21 protein-coding genes are annotated in these 23,123 nt (G+C 70.3%); 10 read left to right on the plus strand and 11 right to left on the minus strand.

Annotation, left to right across the window (positions count from 1 at the left end):
- Positions 1-195 precede the first annotated feature (195 nt).
- The 7 genes from KEC57_RS14030 to KEC57_RS14060 all read right to left on the minus strand — a co-directional run bounded on the left by KEC57_RS14030 (position 196) and on the right by KEC57_RS14060 (position 7,854).
- Positions 196-1,020: a transglutaminase-like domain-containing protein gene (locus KEC57_RS14030; RefSeq protein ID WP_229385269.1), complete on the minus strand. Its 825-nt coding sequence runs from the start codon at positions 1,018-1,020 to the stop codon at positions 196-198.
- An 86-nt stretch (positions 1,021-1,106) separates the two neighbouring features.
- On the minus strand, positions 1,107-1,985 hold the full coding sequence (locus KEC57_RS14035) for an HpcH/HpaI aldolase family protein (protein WP_229385270.1): 879 nt from the start codon (positions 1,983-1,985) through the stop codon (positions 1,107-1,109).
- Positions 1,970-2,755, minus strand: a complete 786-nt coding sequence (locus KEC57_RS14040; RefSeq protein WP_229385271.1) for a fumarylacetoacetate hydrolase family protein — start codon at positions 2,753-2,755, stop codon at positions 1,970-1,972. Before KEC57_RS14040 ends, KEC57_RS14035 begins: the two co-directional genes overlap by 16 nt.
- Before the next feature lie 37 nt (positions 2,756-2,792).
- Positions 2,793-3,953, minus strand: a complete 1,161-nt coding sequence (gene hpaD, locus KEC57_RS14045) for a 3,4-dihydroxyphenylacetate 2,3-dioxygenase (RefSeq protein WP_229385272.1) — start codon at positions 3,951-3,953, stop codon at positions 2,793-2,795.
- Positions 3,954-3,992: 39 nt separating this feature from the next.
- On the minus strand, positions 3,993-5,528 hold the full coding sequence (hpaE, locus tag KEC57_RS14050) for a 5-carboxymethyl-2-hydroxymuconate semialdehyde dehydrogenase (protein ID WP_229385273.1): 1,536 nt from the start codon (positions 5,526-5,528) through the stop codon (positions 3,993-3,995).
- Between the two features lie 20 nt (positions 5,529-5,548).
- The gene (locus KEC57_RS14055; RefSeq protein WP_229385274.1) at positions 5,549-6,238 is read right to left on the minus strand and encodes a GntR family transcriptional regulator; all 690 of its coding nucleotides are present in this window, start codon (positions 6,236-6,238) and stop codon (positions 5,549-5,551) included.
- Positions 6,235-7,854 carry a fumarylacetoacetate hydrolase family protein gene (locus KEC57_RS14060; protein ID WP_229385275.1) on the minus strand — a complete coding sequence of 540 codons (1,620 nt, stop codon included), beginning with the start codon at positions 7,852-7,854 and terminating at the stop codon, positions 6,235-6,237. Before KEC57_RS14060 ends, KEC57_RS14055 begins: the two co-directional genes overlap by 4 nt.
- 123 nt (positions 7,855-7,977) lie before the next feature.
- Between KEC57_RS14060 and KEC57_RS14065 the strand changes: the two genes are divergently transcribed.
- Positions 7,978-9,372 carry an MFS transporter gene (locus tag KEC57_RS14065; RefSeq protein WP_229385276.1) on the plus strand — a complete coding sequence of 465 codons (1,395 nt, stop codon included), beginning with the start codon at positions 7,978-7,980 and terminating at the stop codon, positions 9,370-9,372.
- Between the two features lie 81 nt (positions 9,373-9,453).
- On the opposite strand, the gene paaI is transcribed toward KEC57_RS14065, so the two are convergent.
- Positions 9,454-9,954, minus strand: a complete 501-nt coding sequence (gene paaI, locus KEC57_RS14070) for a hydroxyphenylacetyl-CoA thioesterase PaaI (protein ID WP_229385277.1) — start codon at positions 9,952-9,954, stop codon at positions 9,454-9,456.
- 107 nt (positions 9,955-10,061) lie between these two features.
- On the opposite strand from paaI, the gene paaZ reads away from it, so the two are divergent.
- Positions 10,062-12,209, plus strand: a complete 2,148-nt coding sequence (gene paaZ / locus KEC57_RS14075) for a phenylacetic acid degradation bifunctional protein PaaZ (RefSeq protein ID WP_229385549.1) — start codon at positions 10,062-10,064, stop codon at positions 12,207-12,209.
- A gap of 52 nt (positions 12,210-12,261) precedes the next feature.
- Here the strand turns inward: paaZ and KEC57_RS14080 are convergent, their stop codons facing one another.
- Positions 12,262-12,927, minus strand: coding sequence for a TetR/AcrR family transcriptional regulator (locus tag KEC57_RS14080; RefSeq protein ID WP_229385278.1), 666 nt, complete (start codon positions 12,925-12,927; stop codon positions 12,262-12,264).
- Between the two features lie 53 nt (positions 12,928-12,980).
- Between KEC57_RS14080 and paaA the strand changes: the two genes are divergently transcribed.
- From paaA to KEC57_RS14110, 6 genes are all read left to right on the plus strand, one after another.
- Positions 12,981-13,985, plus strand: coding sequence for a 1,2-phenylacetyl-CoA epoxidase subunit PaaA (paaA, locus tag KEC57_RS14085; RefSeq protein ID WP_229385279.1), 1,005 nt, complete (start codon positions 12,981-12,983; stop codon positions 13,983-13,985).
- Complete coding sequence (paaB, locus tag KEC57_RS14090) at positions 13,982-14,305, plus strand: 1,2-phenylacetyl-CoA epoxidase subunit PaaB (protein WP_229385280.1); 324 nt, start codon at positions 13,982-13,984, stop codon at positions 14,303-14,305. The genes paaA and paaB overlap by 4 nt, the downstream gene beginning before the upstream one ends.
- An 8-nt stretch (positions 14,306-14,313) precedes the next feature.
- Positions 14,314-15,225 carry a 1,2-phenylacetyl-CoA epoxidase subunit PaaC gene (gene paaC, locus KEC57_RS14095; protein WP_229385281.1) on the plus strand — a complete coding sequence of 304 codons (912 nt, stop codon included), beginning with the start codon at positions 14,314-14,316 and terminating at the stop codon, positions 15,223-15,225.
- A gap of 124 nt (positions 15,226-15,349) precedes the next feature.
- Positions 15,350-15,868: a 1,2-phenylacetyl-CoA epoxidase subunit PaaD gene (paaD, locus tag KEC57_RS14100; protein ID WP_229385282.1), complete on the plus strand. Its 519-nt coding sequence runs from the start codon at positions 15,350-15,352 to the stop codon at positions 15,866-15,868.
- The gene (locus KEC57_RS14105) at positions 15,868-17,190 is read left to right on the plus strand and encodes a 2Fe-2S iron-sulfur cluster-binding protein (protein WP_229385283.1); all 1,323 of its coding nucleotides are present in this window, start codon (positions 15,868-15,870) and stop codon (positions 17,188-17,190) included. The genes paaD and KEC57_RS14105 overlap by 1 nt, the downstream gene beginning before the upstream one ends.
- Before the next feature lie 24 nt (positions 17,191-17,214).
- Positions 17,215-17,976, plus strand: coding sequence for an enoyl-CoA hydratase/isomerase family protein (locus KEC57_RS14110; RefSeq protein WP_229385284.1), 762 nt, complete (start codon positions 17,215-17,217; stop codon positions 17,974-17,976).
- A gap of 122 nt (positions 17,977-18,098) precedes the next feature.
- Here KEC57_RS14110 and KEC57_RS14115 read toward each other — a convergent pair whose 3' ends face one another.
- Positions 18,099-19,751 carry a thiamine pyrophosphate-binding protein gene (locus KEC57_RS14115; RefSeq protein WP_229385285.1) on the minus strand — a complete coding sequence of 551 codons (1,653 nt, stop codon included), beginning with the start codon at positions 19,749-19,751 and terminating at the stop codon, positions 18,099-18,101.
- A 144-nt stretch (positions 19,752-19,895) separates the two neighbouring features.
- On the opposite strand from KEC57_RS14115, the gene KEC57_RS14120 reads away from it, so the two are divergent.
- Positions 19,896-20,204, plus strand: a complete 309-nt coding sequence (locus KEC57_RS14120; RefSeq protein WP_229385286.1) for a hypothetical protein — start codon at positions 19,896-19,898, stop codon at positions 20,202-20,204.
- A 103-nt stretch (positions 20,205-20,307) separates the two neighbouring features.
- On the opposite strand, the gene KEC57_RS14125 is transcribed toward KEC57_RS14120, so the two are convergent.
- Positions 20,308-21,012 (minus strand): IclR family transcriptional regulator, encoded by a 705-nt coding sequence (locus KEC57_RS14125; protein WP_229385287.1) that lies wholly within the window; start codon positions 21,010-21,012, stop codon positions 20,308-20,310.
- A 190-nt stretch (positions 21,013-21,202) separates the two neighbouring features.
- Here KEC57_RS14125 and KEC57_RS14130 point away from each other — a divergent pair, with 190 nt between their 5' ends.
- Positions 21,203-23,104, plus strand: coding sequence for an FAD-dependent monooxygenase (locus KEC57_RS14130; protein ID WP_229385288.1), 1,902 nt, complete (start codon positions 21,203-21,205; stop codon positions 23,102-23,104).
- Positions 23,105-23,123: the final 19 nt, after the last annotated feature.

Raw genomic sequence — 23,123 nt, forward strand, 5'->3', positions numbered from 1 at the left:
TCGCGGGAATCTGTAGCGGTCGCGGCCGGCGCCGCGCTCGGCCGGCGCCGCGCTCGGCCGGCGCCGCGCTCGGCCGGCGCCGCGCGCGGGCGGACTGCCGCGCTCGGGCGGACTGCCGCGCTCCGGCCGCCCTGCTGTGCTCGGGCCGACCTGCCGTGCTCGGGCGGCGTGCGTGATCCCGGTCTCGAGGAAGGCTCAGCTGATCGAGACGAGCCGATTCACGTCGTCCTTCGGGAGGGTGCCCGCGGTCGCCGTGACGGTGAAGTCCTGCAGCGTGGAACGCCCCGACAGCACCGTGAGAAAGGCTGTGTCGGCGGCATCGCGTCCTGTCGCGATCCGCACGAGCGTGTCTCGTGGAGCGAGCGCTGTCGCGTCGACCACGCGCCATTCCCCGCCGATCCACGCTTCGGCGACGGCGTGGAAGTCCATGGGCGACAGTCCGGGCGCGTAGACCGAGACCAGGCGGGCAGGAACGTTCCGCGCGCGCAGCAGCGCGATCGTCAAGTGCGCGAAATCGCGGCACACCCCTTGACGCGACAGCAGCGTGCGCACGGCGCCGTCGGTGGGCAGGCTCGATCCGCTGACATAGGCGAGCCGTGTGCCGACCCATGAGGACACGGCGGCGAGCAGGTCGGGTCCGGCCGGAATGTCGTGGAACTCGGCCGCGGCCGTCGGGGCGAGAGTGTCGGACTCGGCATAGCGGCTGGGACGGGTGTAGCGCACCGGCTCGGCGGGTGGGACGTTCGCCGTGGGCCCGGCCTCGCCCGCTGCGCTGTCGCTGACGGTGCCGTCGATCGTCGCGGTGTAATCCAGCACGAGGATTCCGGGTGGGGCCTCGACCCGGTGCAGACGCGTGCCGTGGTCGTCGGCGAATTCGATCACTTCGAGCGGATGGCCGTCGAGCGTGAGCGCGAGCCTCTCGGCAGACGGTTCGTACGTCGAGGCGACTGCGACGGAAAAGATGAGATCCGCCGTCTCGGTCACGGACAGTTCGATGTGTGCAGCGACGTCTCTCTTCACGCGCCTACTCTCGCACGATGCGAGCCCTCCTCGGGCCGCCGAGGTCGACGGGACCACGCCTGGGTCGGCGCGAAAGGACCCATGCGTCAGTACGAAGGGCGTTCGGACGACTCCGGCATGGCTCGCTCGGCAGCGGATCCGGCGGATGCGGGTCCGACGAACCGGGCAGCCAGCGCCTCGGAGCCGCGAGCGAGGAGCGCGACATCGGCTCCGACGAGGATGAAGGAGGCCCCGGCCTCGAGATAGGCGTCGGCCGCGACCGGGTCGAAGGCGTTCACCCCGGCGGGCTTGCCGGCGGCGCGTACGGCCTCGAATGCACGGAGGGCGGCGGCGACGACATCCGGATGCGTCTGCTGGCCCAGCAGCCCCATGGACGCCGCCAGATCGCTTGGCCCGACGAACACGCCGTCGACCCCGTCGACCGCGGCGATGTCGGCCGCCGCCTCGACGCCGGCCGCGGTCTCGATCTGCACGAACAGCGACACGTGGGCGTCCGCGTCCTGGAGGTAATCGTCCACGCGGTTCCAGCGCGCCGAGCGCGCGAGGGCGGAGCCCACACCCCTCGTGCCACGCGGCGGATAGCGCACGGCGGCGACCGCGGCTTCGGCATCCGCCCTCGACGACACCATCGGCACGAGCAGGTTCTGCGCTCCGAGGTCCAGCACCTGCTTGATCGTCACGACATCACCGATCGGCACGCGCACGACGGGGATCACGGGGTACGCGGCGACCGCCTGCAGCTGTGCGAGCACCGACTCCAGCCCGTTCGGGGAATGCTCCATGTCGATGAGCATCCAGTCCAGGCCCGCTCCGGCGCAGATCTCGGCGACCAACGGCGATCCCGAGCACACCCAGATCCCGGCGAGGGGGCGACCGGATGATCTCGGTACGCCTTCTTCGTCGGCACTCGATCCGGCGGGCGCGGCCAGCGCCGCGCGGAAGGTCGGGGCTAGACGAAGCGGCATGTGATCTTTCCCATCGGTCCGTAGTCGCACAGCACGCTATCGCCCTGCGATACCCACATGGGGCGTGTGAACGATCCGGCGAGGATGATCTCGCCTGCTTCGAGGCGCGCGCCGTGCTGGTGGAACTTGTTCGCCAGCCACGCGACACCGGTCGCGGGATGGCCGAGCACGCCGGCGGCGACCCCGGTCTCTTCGATCTCGCCGTTGCGGCTCAGAACACCCGGGACCCAGCGCAGGTCGATCTCGTCGGGTCGTTTGCGGACGTCGCCGAGCACCATCGCGCCGTAGGCGGCGTTGTCCGAGATCGTGTCGACGATCGTGCGGCCCTCGAGCTCGATGTGCGAGTTCAGCACCTCGAGGGCGGGGACGGCGTAGTCGATCGCGGCCAGGGCATCGTCGAGCGTGCAGTCGGGGCCCTCGAGGGGCGCCTTGAGGACGAAGGCGAGCTCGACCTCGATCCGCACGTTCGAGAACAGGTGGACCGGGATCTCGCTACCGGACTCGTACACGGTGTCGTCGAACATCACGCCGTAGTCGGGCTCGGTGATTCCCGTGGCCTGCTGCATGGCCTTGGATGTCAGCCCGATCTTGCGACCGATCAGCGTGCGTCCGGCGGCGATGTTCTTGTCGCGCCAGACGCCTTGGATCGCATACGAGTCCTCGATCGTCGCGTCCGGATAACGCGCGGTGATCCGGGGGATCACGCCGTGTGTGCGATCGGCCTCGGCGAGCTCGTCGGCGAGCTGGGCGATCAGCCCTGGTGACAGCATCCGTCTCTCCTTCGTCGTCGGGTAGTGCGTGAAACCCTCAGAGTTGGTTGCCGAGCTTGTACTCGCCCTGCTTGTACTCCGGCATCGACTCCTCGCCGGGGCGCGTGTACGAGAAGCCGTCGGCACCGATCGTGACGGCCATCTCGGAGTCGTCGGTGCGCGCGACCACCGGCTGCGGGTTGCCGTCGAGGTCGAGCACGAGCGAGGCTTCGGTGTACCAGGACGGCACGACGGGGTTTCCCCACCAATCGCGGCGCTGGTTGTCGTGCACGTCCCAGGTCACCACGGGGTTGTCGGGGTCGCCGGTGTAGTAGTCCTGCGTGTAGATCTCGACCCGGTGGCCGTCGGGGTCGCGCAGGTACAGGTAGAACGCGTTCGAGACGCCATGGCGGCCGGGGCCGCGCTCGATCGCGTCGGAGCGGCGGAGGGCGCCGAGCTTGTCGCAGATGGCGAGGATGTTGTGCTTCTCGTGGGTCGCGAAGGCGACGTGATGCATGCGCGGGCCGTCGCCGCCGGTCATCGCGGTGTCGTGCACGGTGGGCTTGCGGCGCATCCAGGCGGCGTAGACGGTGCCGGCTTCGTCCTGGATGTCTTCGGTCACGCGGAAGCCGAGCGACTGCATGAAGTTGACCGCACGCGGCACGTCGGGGGTCACCTGGTTGAAGTGGTCCAGCCGCACCAGCTCGCCCGGCGTGTGGAGGTCGTAGCGCCAGGAGAGCCGCTCGACGTGTTCGGTCTGGAAGAAGAACTCGTACGGGAAGCCCAGCGGGTCCTCGACGCGCACCGAGTCGCCGATCCCTTTCGTGAAGCCCTCCGCGCGGCGCTCGATGCGGCAGCCGAGCTCGGAGTAGAACGCGACGGCCTTGTCGAGGTCCTCGGCGGTGCGCACGCGGTACGAGAATGCGGCGACGGCAGCGACGGGGCCCTGGCGCAGCACGAGGTTGTGGTGGATGAACTCCTCCGTGGAGCGGAGGTAGATCGCCTCGTCGTCCTCGTCCGTCACGTACAGCCCGAGCACGTCGACGTAGAACTGCCGCGACGCGACGAGGTCGGTCACGACGAGCTCCATGTAGGCGCAGCGCAGGATGTCGGGCGCGGGGTTCGTGGGCGTCGGTACCGGGTTGTCCGAGTGGATCGGCGCCTCCTGGCTCACGTAGAAGCCGGAAGAGGTGAGGGTCATGTCGTCACGGTGGGTCATTTCGCGTCCTTGCGTGTGGAGTTCGGCTGGGCGACGGGATCAGTGGGATGCCGGGGATCCGGCTTTGCCGAAGGTCGGGTTGTGTGCGGGGCCGAGCGTGATGTGCACGGCCTGCTGGTCGGTGTAGAAGTCGATCGAGCGGTAGCCGCCCTCGTGCCCGAGGCCGGATGCCTTGACGCCGCCGAACGGGGTGCGCAGGTCCCGCACGTTGTTGGAGTTCAGCCACACCATGCCGGCCTCGATGGCTTGCGAGAAGTTGTGGGCGCGCTTGAGGTCGCTGGTCCACACGTACGCCGCCAGGCCGTACTTCACGCCGTTGGCGAGGGTGAGGGCCTCGTCGTCGGTGTCGAACGGCGTGATCGCGACGACGGGACCGAAGATCTCCTCCTGGAAGATGCGGGCGTCGGGGGCCACGTCGACGAACACCGTCGGTGCGACGTAGTTGCCCGTGGGGAAGCCGTCGGGCCGGCCGCCGCCGGCGACGAGGCGGCCCTCGGTCTTGCCGATCTCGATATAGCTCATCACCTTGTCGTAGTGCTCGGGGTGCACGAGCGCTCCGACCTCGGTCGCCGGATCCTGCGGGTCGCCGACGATCACCCGCTTCGCCTGCGCCGCGTAGCGCTCGACGAATTCTTCGTAGATCGGGCGCTCGACGAGGATGCGGGAGCCCGCGGTGCAGCGCTCGCCGTTGAGCGAGAAGACGCCGAAGATCGTCGCGTCGACGGCGGCTTCGAGGTCGGCGTCGGCGAAGACCACGGCGGGGCTCTTGCCGCCGAGCTCCATCGACAGGCCCTTGAGGAACGGCGCCGCGTTGCCGAAGATGAGCTGCCCGGTGCGGCTCTCGCCCGTGAACGAGATGAGCGGGACATCGGGATGCTTCACCAGCGCGTCGCCGGCATCCTCGCCGAGCCCGTTCACGAGGTTGAAGACGCCCTGCGGAAGTCCTGCCTCTTCGAAGATGCCCGCCCACAGCGATGCCGACAGCGGCGTGAACTCGGCGGGCTTGAGCACCACGGTGTTGCCCGTGGCGAGGGCGGGGCCGAGCTTCCACGATTCGAGCATGAACGGCGTGTTCCAGGGCGTGATGAGGCCGGCGACGCCGATCGGCTTGCGGTTGACGTAGTTCATCTGGCGGCCGGGCACCTTGTAGGCGTCATCGGCCTGCGCGACGATCAGGTCGGCGAAGAACCGGAAGTTCTCGGCCGCGCGACGGGCCTGCCCGAGCGCCTGCGTGATCGGCAGACCGGAGTCGAAGGACTCGAGTTCGGCGAGGCGCGCATCGCGTGACTCGACGATGTCGGCGATGCGATGAAGGATCCGGGAACGTTCGCGCGGCAGCATCCGCGGCCAGGGGCCCTCTTTGAACGCGCGCGTGGCGGCGGCGACGGCCCGGTCGATGTCGGCCTTCTTGCCGGCCGCGGCGCGGAGGTACGTCTGGTTCGTCACCGGGTCGAGCACGTCGAACGTGTCGCCGTCGAGCGAGTCGACGAACTCTCCGTCGATGTAGTGCTGGATGCGGTCGGGCAGGTCGGCGGGCACGTGGCGCTCTCCGGCGAGCGTGACGGTGTCGGTCATGTGGTGCTCCTTCGCGTGTTTCAGAATGCAGGGAGACCGAGGGCCTCGTCGGGGTGCTCGTGGATCATGTAGGCGTCGAGTGTGGTCGAACGGTGTCGGCGGGCGACCTGCTCGATCTCTCCGAGCGGGGCGCCCGTCTCGATCAGATGCAGGATGCTCTCGTGCTCGCGCACCGACTCCTGGGCACGGCCGGGCACGAAGCTGAACGTGGAGTCGCGCAGGTGCCCGAGCCGGCCCCACTCCGCGTTGACGAGTTCGAGCATGCGTGGGTTCGCGCACTTCTCGAACAGCACGGCGTGAAACTCCTGGTTGAGCGCGGTGAAGGCCCGTGGGTCGAAGTGCCCGAGGGTCTCGATCATGAGCTCGTTGATCCGGCGCGCGTTGCGGATGTCGTCGGCGGTCAGGCTCCGTGCCGCCAGTGCGGTCGCGGTGCCTTCGAGGATCGACAGCGCTTGCATGCTGAACCGGTACTGCGAGTCGTCGACCATCGATACGCGTGCGCCGATGTTGCGCTCGAAGGTCACGAGGCCCTCGGCCTCGAGCTGACGGATCGCCTCGCGCACCGGCACCACGCTCATGGCGAGGTCGCCCGCGATCGTGCCGAGCACCAGCCGGTAGCCCGGGGTGTAGTCCTGATTGGCGATCCGCTCCTTGATGAAGCGGTATGCGAGCTGCGACTTGCTCGGCGTCGCGACGTTCTCGACGGTCATCGCCCCGCCTCCCGCGCCGCGTCCGGCTCCACTTTCCTGTTGGGGCTGCGCAGATCTGCGGCGCCGCTGCCGGAAACTGCAGCCGAAGCGCGCTCCGCGCCGTAGCGGGCGCGCCATTCGGCGTTCATCGGGAAGAGTCCGTCGACCGGGTTGCCCGCTGCGACGCGCGCGGCGATCCAGGCGTCCTCGTCCTCCTGAGCGAGCGCGGCATCGACGACCTCTTCGACGAGGCCCGGCGGGATGACGATGACGCCGTCGCGGTCGCCGACGATGACGTCGCCCGGCTGGACGGTGGTGCCGCCGCACGCGATGGTCACGTCGTGGTCCCACGGCACGTGCTTTCGGCCGAGGACCGCGGGGTGTGCGCCTGCGGAGTAGACGGGGATGCCCACGGCGGTGACGGCATCGGCATCGCGCACGCCGCCGTCGGTCACGATTCCGGCCGCGCCGCGCGCGTGCGCCCGGATCGCGAGGATGTCGCCGAGGGTGCCCGAACCGGCCTCGCCGCGGGCTTCGATCACGATCACGTCGCCGCCTCCGACGGCGTCGAACGCGCGCTTCTGCGCGTTGTAGCCGCCGCCGTGGCTCGCGAACAGGTCTTCGCGATTCGGCACGAAACGCAGTGTGCGGGCAGTGCCGACGAGCTTCGATTCGGGATGCAGCGGCCGAACGCCGTCGATCGTGACGTTGTTCAGTCCGAGCTTGCGCAGCTGCGCCGAGAGACCGGCGACCGGGACGGCTTCGAGCTTCTCGCGCAATGCGGGGGAGAGCGACGGGGTGGGTTCGGCGCCCTCGGCGGGTTCGGGCGAGAGTCCCGCCGCTTCGCGGGAGCCCCACGCCTCGGTGCGCTGCAGGTCATCGGCGGCCGGAAGCGAGCCGAGGTCGGGGTCGAACCCCGCCGCACCCTCGATGACCGTCGTGACGAGCCGGCCCGAGGTCGGACCGCCGTCGACCGAGACCTCGACTTCGACGACGTCGCCGGGGACGGCGACCGATGAGCCCGCCGGAGTGCCGGTGAGGATCACGTCTCCGGGCTCGAGGGTGAAGTGCTGCGACAGGTCGGCGACCAGCTGCGCGAGCGGGAAGATCAGGCCGGCCGTGGTGTCGTCCTGGGCGAGCCCTCCGTTCAGCCATGTGCGCACACGCAGCGCGGCGGGATCGACCGTGCGCGCGTCGATGAGTGACGGTCCGATCGGCGTGAAGCCGTCGCCGCCCTTCGAGCGGACGTTCGAGCCCTTGTCGTTCGCACGCAGGTCGTAGAGGCCGAAGTCGTTGGCGGCGGTGACCGCGGCGACGTGGCTCCACGCGTCGGCGGCCGCGACCCGTCGCGCGGGGGCGCCGATCACCAGCGCGATCTCGCCCTCGAAGGCGAGCAGCTCCGTTCCTGCCGGCCGTTCGATCGTGCTGCCGGAGGCTGCGACCGAGCTCGACGGCTTGAAGAAGTACGACGGATGCTGCGGCCGCCGTCCCCGCTGGTCTGCACGCGAGGCGTAGCTGAGGTGGATCGCGACGATCTTGCCGGGGCGACAGGGGAGGGCCGCGAATCGCGGATCGGCAGGGGAGTGCTCCGTGGGCGGTGCCACGGCATCCGCTGTCGTGTCGTTCTCAGTGGTCATGAGCTCCCTCGCTCTTGCGTCGTATTCGAAATCGTATATGATCGTCCCCACATCCGGCAACACCTTCCCCGAACGCGTTGACCGGTGACGACGACGTCAGCCATTCGACACAGGAGTCATGAAATGAGCACACCGCAGTCCGCGCCCGGCGGCGCACCGGGCTTCACCCCCACCGGCACGATCGCCGCTTCGACCGACCGGCGACGGGTCGTCTTCGCGACGGTCGTCGGCACCACCGTCGAGTGGTACGACTTCTTCATCTACGCGACCGCGGTCGGCCTGGTGTTCGGCCAGCTGTTCTTCGCCCCCCTCGGCGCCAACAGCGCGATCGTCGCGTTCGCCACGGTGGGCGTGAGCTTCCTGTTCCGCCCGCTCGGCGCGTTCCTCGCCGGCCACTTCGGCGACAAGTACGGCCGCAAGGTCGTGCTGATGTGGACGCTGATCCTCATGGGCGCGGCGACCTCGCTCATCGGTCTGCTGCCCACGTACGAGACGATCGGCATCTGGGCGCCCATCCTGCTCGTGCTGCTGCGCATCCTGCAGGGCATCTCGGCCGGTGGCGAGTGGGGCGGTGCCGTGCTGATGGCCGTCGAGCACGCACCCAAGACGCGCCGCGGCGCCTTCGGCGCCTCGCCCCAGATCGGTGTGCCGCTGGGCCTGCTCCTCGCGTCGGGCGTCATGGCGCTGATGGCGATGATCGCGCCCGGCGATGCGTTCCTCGTGTGGGGCTGGCGCATCCCGTTCCTGCTGAGCGTCGTGCTCATCGTGGTCGGCTACTACGTGCGCCGCCGCGTCGAGGAGAGCCCCGTCTTCGCGGAACTCGCCGAGCGCAAAGAGAAGGCGCGGATGCCGATCGTCACGCTGTTCCGCAAGCACCTGCTCCTCGTCTTCATCGCAGCGCTCGTGTTCGCCGGCAACAACGCCGTCGGCTACATGACCACCGGCGGCTACATCCAGGGCTACTCGACCAACCCCGAGGGCCCGATCGGCCTCGAGCGCGGGCCGGTGCTGTGGGCGGTCGCGGGCTCGGCCGTCACCTGGTTGCTCTCGACCCTCGCCGCAGGCTTCCTCTCGGACCGCATCGGCCGTCGTTCGACGTACATCATCGGCTGGATCCTGCAGCTCGCCGGAGTGTTCCTGCTCTTCCCGCTGGTCAACACCGGCGACATCTGGCTGCTGTTCCTGGGTCTTGCGATCCTCACGGTCGGCCTCGGCTTCACCTACGGCCCGCAGGCGGCGCTGTACTCCGAGCTGTTCCCGGCATCCATCCGCTTCTCGGGCGTCTCGATCTCGTACGCGATCGGAGCGATCCTCGGCGGCGCCTTCGCGCCCACCATCGCGCAGTGGCTGGTGCAGACGACCGGCTCGACGATGTCGGTCACGTGGTACCTGGCCGGCATGACGATCGTCGGTCTGATCGCGACCCTGCTGCTGCGCGATCGCTCGGGAATCCCGCTCGGCCCCGACCACGAAGCCGAGCAGTCGGTCAGCCCGATCTACGGGCTGTCCAAGGCCTGACGCTTCCGCCGCCCGCCTGTCACGGTGCTGTCGCCAACCGGCAACACGTGACGGGCGAGCGGCACGCGTGCGGCGCGGGGTTCAGGGGCGCGGCATCCCGGTCTCGCGGGTGCGCCCGCGCAGTTCTGCCACGATGCGGCCGTCGCCCGTCGAGACGCGCACGTCGTAGAGGCCCGACCGTCCTTCGAAGGCGCGGCGCTCGGCGACGGCCTCGAGCTCGTCGCCCTCATGTGCGGGGGAGAGGAAGGCGATGTCGGCCCCGGCGACGAGGGTGACGGCTTCCGTCTCGTTGCACGCCAGCGCCAGCGCGGTGTCGGCCAAGGCGAACACGAAGCCGCCGTGCGCCACCGCGAAGCCGTTGAGCATGTCGGAGCGCACGGTCATGCGCACCACGGCACGGCCGGGCTCGGCGCGCACGACCCGCATGCCGAGCGCCCCCGACGCCGCGTCGCCGGCGATCATGCGGCGGGTGTGGTCGGTGGCGTAGACGTCATCGTCCATTCGGCATCCCTTCGCCTCGCCCGAGGCGTGCCCGACGTCGATCGCAGCGGCGTTGAGCGGGGCACTCTCGTGTGCGATCATCGTACAGAACGAGCGTTCAGTAATCCATGACGCTCGACGTCGACGAGGACGAGCGGATGCCGGTGCCACGCACGGGCTCACTCGCAGGTGAGGAGCAACGGATGACGATGGAGACGCCGATCGGTCAGGCCACGTCTGCTCACGCGGACGACGCCCCGCTTCTCGAGAGCTACATCGGCGGTCGATGGGCCGCCCCCGACGGGTCGCGGGCCACGCTGCTGCAGGATGCCGCCACGGGCGTTCCCGTCGCACGCGTCGGAGCCGCCCCCGATATCCCGGCGGCCGTGGACTACGCGCGAACGGTCGGCCAGGCGTCCCTCGGCGACCTTCCGTTCCACCGGCGTGCGCTGATCCTGAAGGCGCTCGCGCAGGCCCTCACCGCCGCGAAGGACGACCTGTACGCCGTCAGCGCCCAGACCGGCGCGACGGCCCGCGACAGCATGATCGACGTCGACGGCGGCATCGGCGTGCTCTTCACCTACGCCTCGAAAGGGCGGCGCGAGCTGCCCAATGCGACCGTCCTCGTCGACGGCGCACCCGAGGCGCTCTCGCGCGACGGAAGCTTCGGCGGCCAGCACGTCTGGACCCGGATGGCCGGAGTCTCGTTCCAGGTGAACGCCTTCAACTTCCCGGTGTGGGGCATGCTCGAGAAGTTCGCGCCGGCGTTCCTCGCCGGCGTCCCGACGATCGCGAAGCCCGCGACGCCCTCGGCGTATCTCGCTGCGGCGGCTGTGCGTGTCATGGTCGATTCGGGGCTGCTGCCCGACGGATCGCTGCAGCTCGTGGTCGGGTCGGCCCACGGATTCCTCGACCACCTCGATGCGCGGGACTCGGTGAGCTTCACCGGCTCGGCGTCGACCGGACGGATGCTGCGGCGCGACGACGCGGTGGTCGTCCGGGGCGTCTCGCTCACCACCGAGGCGGACTCGGTCAATGCCGCTCTCCTCGGACCGGACGCGGTGTCGGGGACCCCCGAGTTCGACGCGTTCGTCGCATCGGTGGTGACGGAGATGACGGCCAAGGCGGGGCAGAAGTGCACCGCGATCCGGCGTGTGATCGTGCCGGCGGCATCCGTCGAAGATGTCGTCGAGGCCGTGCGGGCGAGGCTGGCGGTCAGGGTCGTCATCGGCGACCCTCGCGCCGAGAGCGTCACGATGGGACCGCTCGCAAGCCTCGCGCAGCGCGACGAGGTGCGGGCGCGCGTGATGGACCTGGTCGCGGGCGGTGGTGAGATCGTCATCGGTTCGCTCGACGAGCCCGAGGTCGTTCGTGCGGATGGCTCGGTCGGGGACGCGCCCGACGGGGCGTTCCTCGCGCCGCTGCTGCTGCGGTTCGCCGATGCGCGCGACGAGGACGCCGAGGGGGAGGTGCAACCGGATGCCGGACCCGCCGCCGCCAGGAGCGCTGCGGTGCATGAGGTCGAGGCGTTCGGACCCGTCGCCTCGGTGATCGGTTACCGCACGCTCGACGAGGCCGTCCGACTCGCGAACTTCGGCGGCGGCTCGCTCGTGGCGACGGTGTGCTCGGCCGATCCCGATGTGGTGACGGCGCTGGTCGCGGGCATCTCGCCGTGGCACGGGCGCGTGCTCGTGCTCGACGGTTCGGTCGCGCGGACCTCGACGGGCCACGGTTCGCCCGTGCCGCACCTGGTGCACGGCGGCCCCGGTCGTGCCGGCGGCGGCGAGGAGCTCGGCGGCATCCGCTCGGTGCTGCACCACATGCGCCGCACCGCGCTGCAGGGGTCGCCCGAGGTGCTGACCCGGCTCACCGGGCAGTGGCGGGCGGGCGCGGCGACCGATGACGGCATCCACCCGTTCCGAAAGCCCCTGTCGGCGCTGCGCGTGGGAGACCGCGTGGTCTCGCAGCCGCGGCCGATCACTCTCGACGACATCGAGCACTTCGCCGAATTCACCGGTGACACCTTCTACGCGCACATGGACGAAAAGGCCGCCACGGCGAACCCGTTCTTCCCCGGCCGTGTCGCGCACGGGTATCTGCTGCTGTCGTGGGCGGCGGGGCTGTTCGTCGACCCCGCTCCCGGCCCGGTGCTCGCCAACTACGGCCTCGAGAATCTGCGGTTCGTGACGCCGGTGTCGCCCGGCGACGAGGTGCGCGTCACCTTGACGGCGAAGCAGATCAGCCCGCGCGAGAGCGAGGAGTACGGCGAGGTTCGCTGGGATGCCGTGCTCGTGAACGAGCGCGACGAGATCGTCGCGACGTACGACGTGCTGACGCTGGTGGCCAAGGAGGCCTGAGCCGGGCGCGGCTGCGCCCTCGTCGCTCGGTCGGTGAGCGGATCGACGGGCGTCAGCGCGCCCGAAGGCCGTCGAGGGCGACCGAGACGGTGGCGTCGGCGAGGGCGGAGGCGTCCATCGGGCCGCCGGGGCGGTACCACTCGACGATCGAGTTGATCATGCCGAACAGCAGCCGCGAGGTGGTGCCGGCGTCGAGATCCGCGCGCAGCGACCCCTCGTCGTGCGCGGCCTCGACGAGCTCGGACACGCGATGGTCGAAATCACGGCGCCTGCGGATCGCGTCGCGCTCGAGGTCGGTGTTGCCGCGAAGCCGCAGCAGCAGGGTCACGTAGGGCAGCTCCGCGACGAGCACGCGCACGGCGCCGCGCAGTACCGACTCCAGACGCTGAGCGGCGTCGCCCTCGAGCACGACGGCGGCCTCGAGCACGGCTTCCAGCTCGTCCAGTGCACGGTCGAGCGCTCGCCGCAGCAGTTCCTCTTTGCCGCTCACGTGGTAGTACAGGGCGGACTTGCTGGTGCCCAGACGCTCGGCCAGCGCGCTGATCGAGGTGGCCTCGTAGCCGCGCTCGTTGAACGTGGCGACGGCGACGTCCAGCACCGCGTCGAGGTCGTACGGCGGCCGGTCGATGCGGCCGTTGCCGCGGCGATAGGCGACGGCCGGCGACGAGGCCTCCGCCGCGGTGCGGGCGGGGGTCGCGGCATCCGTGTTGCCTGTCATGGAACGCAAGAGTAGCATTACTGAACGACCGGTAAGTAGCACAAGGAGGTGTGATGACCCAGGTGATCCACGATGTCCGCGGCGTCGGGTACGACGCCGATGCGGACGGACTCGCGCGCTTCGAGCAGCTGATCGCGGCCGACGACAAGGTCGAGCCGGCCGATTGGATGCCCGACGCCTACCGGCGCACGCTCGTGCGGCAGATCTCGCAGCACGCGCACTCCGAGATCATCGGCATGCAGCCCGAGGGCAACTGGATCACCCGCGCCCCGAGTCTGCAGCGCAAGGCCATCCTGATGGCGAAGGTGCAGGACGAGGCGGGCCACGGCCTCTATCTCTACTCCGCCGCCCAGACGCTCGGCACCGCCCGTGACGAGATGTACGACCAGCTGCTCACCGGCCGCGCGAAGTACTCGTCGATCTTCAACTATCTCACCCCCACGTGGGCCGACATGGGCTCCATCGGCTGGCTCGTCGACGGAGCCGCGATCTGCAACCAGGTGCCGCTCTGTCGCGCGTCCTATGGCCCCTACGCCCGCGCGATGATCCGCATCTGCAAGGAGGAGTCGTTCCACCAGCGTCAGGGGTTCGAGATCCTGCTCGCCCTCATGAACGGCACCGACGCACAGCGAGAGATGGCGCAGGAGTCGGTGAACCGCTGGTACGCGCCGGCCCTCATGATGTTCGGCCCGCCCGACGACGAGTCGCCGAACTCGGCGAGATCCATGGCGTGGAACATCAAGCGGTTCTCGAACGACGAGCTGCGTCAGCGCTTCGTCGACATGATCGTGCCGCAGGCCGAGATCCTCGGCGTGACCCTTCCCGATCCCGATCTGCGCTGGAACGAGGAGCGCGGCCACTGGGACTACGGCGATCTGGACTGGGACGAGTTCCACGACGTGCTGGCCGGCCGGGGCCAGGCCAACAGCATCCGCATCGCGAAGCGCCGCCGCGCACACGACGACGGAGCCTGGGTGCGCGAGGCCGCTCGGGCATACGCCGAGAAGCAGAAGGCGACGGATGCCGCCGGCCGGGTACGACAGGCGGTGGCGTCGTGACCGGGCCCGGCGCCGAGGTGCGCCGCGAGGACGGCGGGCCGGAGATCTGGCCGCTGTGGGAGGTGTTCGTGCGCTCGTCCCGCGGGCTGTCGCACGTGCATGCGGGCTCGCTGCACGCGCCCGACGCCGAACTGGCCCTGCACAACGCCCGCGACCTGTACACGCGCCGCGGCGAGGGCGTCTCGATCTGGATCGTGCCGTCGGTCGCGATCACGGCGAGCGACCCCGACGCGCGCGGTGCGTTCTTCGAGTCGCCGCAGGGCAAGGACTACCGCTACCCGACCGCCTACCCGGCCTCGGCCGACGTGCCGCACCTGTGAGCCCCGCCATGAACGATCGGCTCACGATCCTGCAGCTGACGGATGCCGCCGGCTCGCGCGCTGCGAGCGCACCGGGTCGCGCGGGCTCTGCCGAGGCATCCGCGGCGGTGGCATCCGCTCCGGGCTCGGCATCCGCCGGGGTCGACGCGGCAACCGACGCGGTCGCCCGCTACGCGCTGGGTCTCGGCGACGACGCGCTCGTGCTCGCGCAGCGGCTCGGGGAGTGGATCGCGAACGCGCCCGAGCTCGAAGAGGACGTCGCCCTCGGCAACATCGGTCTCGATCTGCTGGGGCATGCCCGGGCACTTCTCACGTACGCGGGCTCGGCGTGGGGAAGGACCGAGGACGATCTCGCGTACTTCCGCGAGGAGGCGCAGTTCCAGAGCCGCTGGCTCTTCGAGTTGCCGAACGGTCCCGACGGCGGGCGCGACTTCGCGTTCACGATCCTCCGGCAGCTGATCGCCTCGCTCTACTTCGGCGCCCTGTACCGGCGGCTGGCGTCGTCGAGCGATGAGACTCTCGCCGCGATCGCCGCCAAGGCCGTCAAGGAGGTCGCGTACCACGCTGAGCACGCGACGCTCTGGACGCTGCGCCTCGGCCTCGGCACCGACGAGTCCCATCGCCGGATGACCCGCGCACTGGCGGACCTCTGGCCCTTCATGGGCGAGCTGTTCGCTCCGGATCCGGCGGTCCGGGCTCTCGTCGCCGCGGGGATCGACACCGTCGCGGTGGCGCCGGAGTCGCTGTGCGACGAGGTGCTCGCCGTCGTCGGCAGCGTGCTCGAGGATTCCGGACTCGCCGTGCCCGAGGTGCCCTTCCTGCAGGGCGGCGGCCGCCTCGGCCGGCACTCGGAGCAGTTCGGCCGTCTCGTCGGCGAGATGCAGCTGCTCGCCCGTGCTCACCCGGGGGCGACGTGGTGACCGCGACGTGTGAGAGCTCCGCCTCCGCGACGGCCTCGGCGGGATGCGCCGCCGGATCGCGCGGGGATCGATCCGTGCGCCCGACGCCGAGTCATGCCACAGCCGGCCGGCGAAAGAGGCGGCCATGACCGTCCTGCTCGAGCGCGAAGCGCGACCACGACCGGTGGATCCGGCGCGGGCGGCGTTGTGGGATGCCGCGGCCACGGTGCTCGATCCCGAACTGCCGGTGCTGACCATCGCCGACCTCGGCATGCTCCGCGGTGTCGAGTTCGACGGCGACGTCGCGGTGGTGCGGATCACGCCGACGTACTCCGGATGCCCCGCGATCGAGGCGATCCGAGCCGACATCGTCGCCGCACTGGCCGAGATCGACCAGCCCGCCCGCGTCGAGGTGGTGTTGAGCCCTGCCTGGACCACGGACTGGATGAGCGCCGACGGCCGCCGCAAGCTCCAGCAGTACGGCATCGCCCCGCCCCGCCGCCGTGACGCCGGGGGAGTGGTCGCGCTCGGTCTGGGCGTCCGGTGTCCGCAGTGCGGGTCGCTGCACACGCGCGAACTGTCGCGCTACGGCTCGACCTCGTGCAAGGCGCTCTGGCAGTGCCAGAGCTGCGGCGAGCCGTTCGATCGGTTCAAGGAGCTCTGATGGCCGGCGACATCGCGACGCGCGGGGACGCCGCGACGGATGCCGACGCGCCGACGAGGCCGGACGCCGCGGGCGCGGCGAAGGCGTCGGGTCGGGATGCGTCCCCCACCGTTGCGGCGTCGGCCTCGGCATCCGCTCATCCCGCGTCGAGCGGTGCCGACGACGCGCCGGGATCGGCACGGCGCCGCGCGGTCTTCCACGCGCTCCTGGTCGAGTCGGTGCGGCCCCTCACCGCGGATGCGATCGAGGTGGCGTTCGCTGTTCCGCCCGAGCTCGCCGACGCCTTCGACTACCGCCCCGGGCAGCACATCGCGCTGCGCATGACTCTCGACGGCGTCGAGATGCGCCGCAGCTATTCGCTGTGCCGGGCACCGTCGCGCCTTGCGTCGCCAGACCCGGCGATCGGGGGAGGAATCCCCGCCGGCCCGGCGTCGACGACGCTGAGCGTCGCGATCAAGCGGGAACGCGGCGGAGCCTTCTCGAGCTGGGCGCTCGAGCATCTGGCGGCCGGCGACGTGCTCGAGGTGATGAGTCCCGACGGCCACTTCACTCCCCATGGCCAGTACGACCGGCCGGCGCGATTCGCGGCGATCGCTGCCGGATCGGGGATCACCCCGATGATGGCGCTCATCGAGCACCATCTCGGCGAGCGGCCCGACGACGCGTTCGATCTCGTCTACTCGAATCGCACGGCGGTCGACGCGATGTTCCTCGACGAGCTGGCAGACCTCAAGGACCGCTTCCCCGCCCGGCTGGCCCTGCACCACGTGCTCACGCGCGAGCGGCGGCCGGCCGACCTGTTCTCGGGCCGCCTCGACGAGGCGCGTCTCGAGACGCTGCTTACGCGCGTGATCCACACCGAGTCGATCGACGAATGGTTCCTGTGCGGACCGTTCGAGCTGGTCGAGCGCGCGCGGGCCGTGCTCCTGCGGCTGGGGGTGCCGGTCGCGGCGATCCGCGTCGAACTCTTCTCGACAGGCCAGCCCGACGAGCACGCCGGGCCGAAGCCGCCGCCCGGCGAGGCCGCGCCGGGCGAGCCCGTGCGCACCATCTCGTTCCGCCTCGACGGCACGAGCGGAACCGTCACGACTCCGGTGTCTGCGGGCGAGACCATCCTCGCGGCGGCGCTGCGCACACGCGGCGACGTGCCCTTCGCGTGCGCGGGGGGCGTGTGCGGAACCTGCCGCGCGGTTCTTCGCGAGGGCACGGTCGAGATGGCGCAGAACCACGCCCTCGAGCCCGAAGAGCTTGCGCGCGGACTCATTCTCACTTGTCAGTCCGTGCCGACCAGCGACGCGGTCAGTGTCGACTGGGACGCGTGATCCCCGCCCGGAGAGAGAGCCTCCATGATCGATCTGTCCGTCTCGGGAGACGTCGCCGAGATCACGCTCAACAGGCCCGGCGCGCTCAACGCGCTCTCGCTCGAGGCGCTGGACGACCTGGATGCCGCGTACGCCGCGGCCGCGGCATCCGGGGTTCGCGCTCTCGTGCTGCGAGGCGAGGGTCGCGCGTTCTGCGCCGGCCGTGACATCGCCGGCGTCGACCCCGAAACCGATGACGTCCCCGGCTACCTCGGCGCCGTCGAGCGGGTCATGCGGCGGATCGCGGCGTTCCCCGCGCCCACATTCGCCGCGGTGCACGGTGCCTGCCTCGGTGTCGGCCTCGGCCTCGCGATCGCGACGGACGTCGTGTACGTCGCCGAGAACGCGAAGATCGGCTCACCGTTCGTGAACCTCGGGGCGCTGCTCGATTCGGGTGGACACGCACTTCTCTATGAGCGGCTCGGTGCCCATCGCACCCTCGATCTGATCTACACGGGCGAACTCCTCACGGGAGCCGACGCCGTTGCTGCAGGCCTGTTCAGCCGGGCGCTGCCGCCCGACGACCTGCTCGCCTTCACCCGCGAGCGCGCGGGGTATGCGGCATCCGGCCCCACCGCGTCGTTCCTCGCGTCCAAGCGCCTCATCGCCCGGCTTCGAGACGAACGGCTGTGGGATGCCGTCGCCCAGGAATCCCGCGAGCAGGACGCGCTGCGCGCGACCGCCGACTACCGCGAGGGCTTCGCCGCGTTCCAGCAGAAGCGGCCGCCGGAGTTCCGGGGGGCCTGAGCGCTCGCCGCCCGTTGGTGCGGCACTTTCCTGCGAGTGCTGCGTCGCGTGACGCAGCACTCGCAGGAAAGAGCAGCGGATGCCTCGGCCCGGCCGAAGCGCGTGCGCGGCGCCCGCTGGCGCTACGAGTTCACGCGGATGATCTCCTGCTGGTACGGCGCGACGACGGCGCCCGAGATGCGGCAGTCGAGCACGAGGAAGCGGCGGGTCGCGGCATCCTCCGCCGCCCACGACGCGAGGCGGTCAAGGTCCTCGAGGCGGCGCACCACCACCCCCTCGGCACCCACGCCCGCCGCCAGCGCGGCGAAGTCGACTTCGGGGATGAGCATCGGCTCCTGTGCGAGACCCTTGAGCCCGTAGAGGTTCACCTCGGCGCCGTAGGCGGCGTCGTTCCAGACGACCGCCATGCCGCGTCCGCCCGCGACGCGCACAGCGGACTCGAGGTCGGCCAGCGCCATGAGCCCGCCGCCGTCACCCGTGGTCAACACCACGGTGGCCTCGGGCTTCGCGAGCGCAGCCCCGGGCACCGATGGCCAGCCGAGACCGATCGACTGGAACGCCGTGCCGATCATCATCATCCGATCGGGAGACTGCACCGGCCAGAACATGTTGGCCCAGCCGATGAAGTGGCCGCCGTCCGACACGACCACTCGATCGGTCGGCAGCAGCTCCGCCAGGCGTGCGGCGACCGTGCGCGGGTCGAGCCGTCCGTCGGGGGCGACGGTCTCTCCCGAGTCATATGCGCGCAGCGGAATGAGATCCACCGACTCCCGCCAACCGCTGGGCGGCGCACCCCGATCGCGGAGTGCATCGGCCAGTGCGCGAGCGACGAGCGCGGCATCCGCACGCACGTATCCGCCGACGTGCGGATGCGTCGCCGCCGGCGCGACGTCGATCTGGAAGACCCGGGTGCCGGGCGCGAAGAGCTCGCCGAAGCGCATCGTGAACTGGTTGAGCGACGCCCCGAAGACGACCGCGACGTCGGCTTCGCGCACGAGCTGCATGGCGCCGTCGGCTCCGAAACCGCCCGTGACCCCGAGGTCGAACTCGGATCGCGGGAACACTCCGCGCCCGAGCGCCGTGGAGGCGGTCACCGCGCCGGCGGCGTCGGCGAGGTCGCCGAGGGCAGCGCTCGCCCCCGAGATCCACGCACCGCGCCCGGCGAGCAGGAACGGGCGCTCGGCGGTCGCGAGGGCTTCGACGATGGCATCCATCGCACCGGCGGCGAACGGCCCCGCCGGCGCGAGAGCCGCGGGCAGCCGGGGTTCCGGCGCCTCGGGCAGCGGTCCGGCATCCCTCGCCGCGACGTCGTAAGGGATCGCGAGCACCGTCGGCACACGGTAGGTCAGTGCGTGCTCGATCGCGATGACGCTCGTGGCCGCGGCATCCGCTCGTCCGACCGTGTACGTGCGCGCTCCGACCGCCGAGGCCAGCGCGATCTGATCGACGTCCCACGGCCGCGGCCCCGAGGTCGGCTCGTCGCCGACCACGAGCACGAGAGGCACATGCGCCTGGACGGCCTCGGCCAGCGCGGTGAGCGTGTTCGTGAAACCGGCGCCGTAGGTCGCGGTCGCCGCTGCCAGGCGCCCGGAGGCGCGGTGGAACGCGTCGGCTGCGACCACGCCACCGGCCTCGTGGCGGACGGCGGTGAAATGGACGTCGGTGGAGCGCTCGAGCGCATCGAGGAAATAGGCGTTGCCGTTGCCCATCACGCCGAAGACGTGGTCGATGTGGCGGGCGAGGGTGAGAGCGACGTGCGCGGACACAGTGGGCATGAGGAAACCTCTGCAGAGACAGGAACGGATCGGAGGCCGTATGTGTCTCGCGCGAGAGCGCTGCGTGCCCATTTTTCGAGCACCGGCGGGCGACGACGTCTGCCGGACGAGAACGAGTATAGGTCTTCGGCCATGATGGAAGGCATGAGGACGATCCAACTGCGCCGGTACACGCTCGTCGACGGAGAGTACGACGCATTCATCGCGTGGTGGGAGGGCTGCATGCCGCAGGTGCGTCCCGCGGCGGGATTCGCGATCGAGTTCGCCTACGGTCTGCCCGAGACGAACGAGTTCGTGTGGGCGGTGAGTGCCGAGGGTGACGAAGCGGCGTTCCTCGCCCTCGAGAACGCCTACATGGAGTCGGATGCCCGGGCACAGGCGTTCGCGGGTGTGCCGCAGCGCGTCGCCAGGTACGATATCGCCTTCGTGACGGAGTTCCCCGTCACCGCCTGAGTGGCGAAACTCCACACGAGCGCGCTGCGCTGGTGCGTTTTCGCCGGGCGCCGGGCACCTGGTCGTAGAGTGCGTGGAGTTTTGCAGGCGGGCTGCGTGATCCTCAGCCGCCGAGCGCGGCGCGGATGACTGCGGCCGACTCGTGCAGGCGAGTGGCGATCTCGACCGGCTCGTGACGGCTCGCGAGGTAGACCACGGCGATCGCCGCCGGACCCCGCCCGCGTATCGCGAGGGGCACGGCGACGGCCCGCAGACTCGGGATCACTTCGTCGTGGCTGGCGAACCAGCCTCGGCTCGCGGCATCCGTCACCTCCGCCGCGAGACCGGCCGGCAGATCGGCCGGCCAGGATGCATCGGGCAGCAGGGAGAGGATCGCCTTGCCCGGGGCACCGAGCGTGACCGAATGCCGCGTGCCGGGGCGCTGGGCCACCGATGCCACCGCGTGGCGCGGCTCGACGCTGGCGAGCGTGACGCATTCGTCGTGATCGAGGACGCTGAGAAAGCACGTCATGCCGAACTCGTTCGCCACGGCGGTGAGTTCGGGCAGCGCCTCGGCCTGCAGATCGTGCGCGACGCCGGCCGCGAGGGCGGCCATGCGCGCGCCCAGGAGGATGCGGCCGTTTCCGTCTCGCGCGACGAGCCCGTGGTCCTCGAGTGTGCGCAGAAGCCGGTAGGCGACAGAGCGGTGCACGTCGAGGCGCCGCGCGATCTCGTCGATGGCGAGGGGTGCGCGGGCGTCGGCCAGCACTTCGAGGATCCGGATGCCGCGGCTCAGCGTCTGCGATGCGGGAGCCTGTCCGTCCGCCATGCACACCTCCGGAGGAGTGGAGCCCTTGCCGGGGCTGGATCGGTCGTATACGATCTGTTCAATAGTAGAACAGTGTGTTCGAATATAGAACACGCTCGCTCGACTCGCAAGCATCCCGCACGCGCGGGCATCCGATCGCAGGCACCGCCGCAGCGAGACTCGACATCGTCGTCGCAAGGAGACCAGGCACATGCAGTTCCATCACCACGGGTACGTCTCCGGAGATCCGCGGGTCAGCGATGCTGCGGGTACCGGCATCGATCGCCCCGCCGAGCTTCCCGACGAGGTCGACGTGCTCATCGTCGGCAGCGGGCCGGCGGGCATGCTCCTCGCGGCGCAGATGTCGCAGTTCCCCGGCGTCACCACGCGCATCATCGAGCGCCGCGATGGCCGTCTCGTCCTCGGGCAGGCCGATGGCATTCAGCCGCGGAGTGTCGAGACCTTCCAGGCCTTCGGGTTCGCCGAGCGGATCGTGGCCGAGGCGTACAACATCGCGTACATGAACTTCTGGGGCCCCGACCCCGAGAACCCGCGCAACATCGTGCGCACCGCCCGCACCGAGGACTACGCCCTCAAGATCAGCGAGTTCCCCCACCTGATCGTCAACCAGGCCCGGGTCCTCGACTACTTCGCCGAAGCGGCTGCGAAGGGTCCCGGCCGCATCGTCCCCGACTACGGCGTCGAGTTCCTGGGACTCACCGTGCACGACGACGGCGAGTTTCCGGTCGAGGTGCGGGTGCGCCAGGCGGCGGGCGAACGCGCGGGGCAGGAGAGGACGGTGCGTGCGAAGTACGTCGCCGGCTGCGACGGCGCGCGCAGCGGTGTGCGCGAGGCGATCGGCCGCACACACGTCGGTGAGATCGCGCAGCACGCGTGGGGCGTCATGGATGTGCTGGTCAATACCGATTTCCCCGATTGGCGCACCAAGTGCGCGATCAACTCGCAGGTCGGCAACATCCTCCACATCCCCCGCGAGGGCGGGTACCTGAGCCGGATGTACATCGACCTCGGTGCGGTGGCCGAGGACGACCAGCATCGCGTGCGCCAGACGCCGATCGACGAGATCATCCGGCGGGCGAACGAGATCCTTCACCCGTACTCGATCGATGTGAAGCAGGTCGCGTGGCACAGCGTGTACGAGGTCGGGCATCGGGTCACCGATGGGTTCGACGATGTTCCGGCCGGAGCGGAGCGCGATCCGCGGGTGTTCCTCACCGGCGACGCCTGTCACACCCACAGCGCCAAGGCGGGCCAGGGCATGAACGTGTCGATGCAGGACGGTTTCAACCTGGGATGGAAGCTCGGTCACGTGCTGACCGGCCTCAGTCCAGCCTCGCTGCTGTCGACGTACTCGGCAGAGCGGCAGCCGGTGGCACAGCAGCTCATCGACTTCGACAAGGAGTGGTCGTCGCTGATGGCGCGCAAGCCCGAAGAGATCACCGACCCGCAGGATCTCGCCACGTACTACTTGGCGACCGCCGAGTTCCCTTCCGGGTTCATGACGCAGTACGGCGCCTCGGCGGTCGTGGCGGATGCCGCGCACCAGGCCCTGGCCGAAGGACTCCCGCTCGGCAAGCGATTCAAGTCCGTCGAGGTGGTGCGCGTCTGCGACGGGAATGTCGTGCACCTCGGCCATCACGCCAAGGCCGATGGGCGCTGGCGGATCTACGCGTTCGCCGATGCGCGGGCCGCGGGCGAGGAATCCGTGCTCACCGAGTGGGCGCACTGGCTGTCGTCGCCGGAGTCCCCCCTCGCGCGCCACACACCGAGCGGCGCCGATCCGGACGCGGTGTTCGACGTGAAGGTGGTGTTCCAGCAGCCCTACGAGGACGTCGACATCTCGCGGGTGCCGGACGTCTTCCTGCCGACGTCCGGACCGCTGGGCCTGACCGACTGGGAGAAGGTGTACGCCGCCGGGCCCACCGCGTGGAGCGACGCCGACATCTTCGCCGAGCGGGGGCTCTCGCGGGGCGGTGTCGTGGTCGTGGTGCGCCCCGACCAGTACGTCGCCGCCGTGCTGCCGCTCACTGCCACTGATGAACTCGGCGAGTTCTTCGCCGGCGCACTCGTCGACCAGCACGCCCGTGTGTGAGCCCAGGGGCCGCCGCACT

Origin of the sequence: Microbacterium allomyrinae (genome assembly GCF_020682705.1) — a bacterium.
In the GTDB taxonomy this organism is placed as follows: Bacteria; Actinomycetota; Actinomycetes; order Actinomycetales; family Microbacteriaceae; genus Microbacterium; species Microbacterium allomyrinae.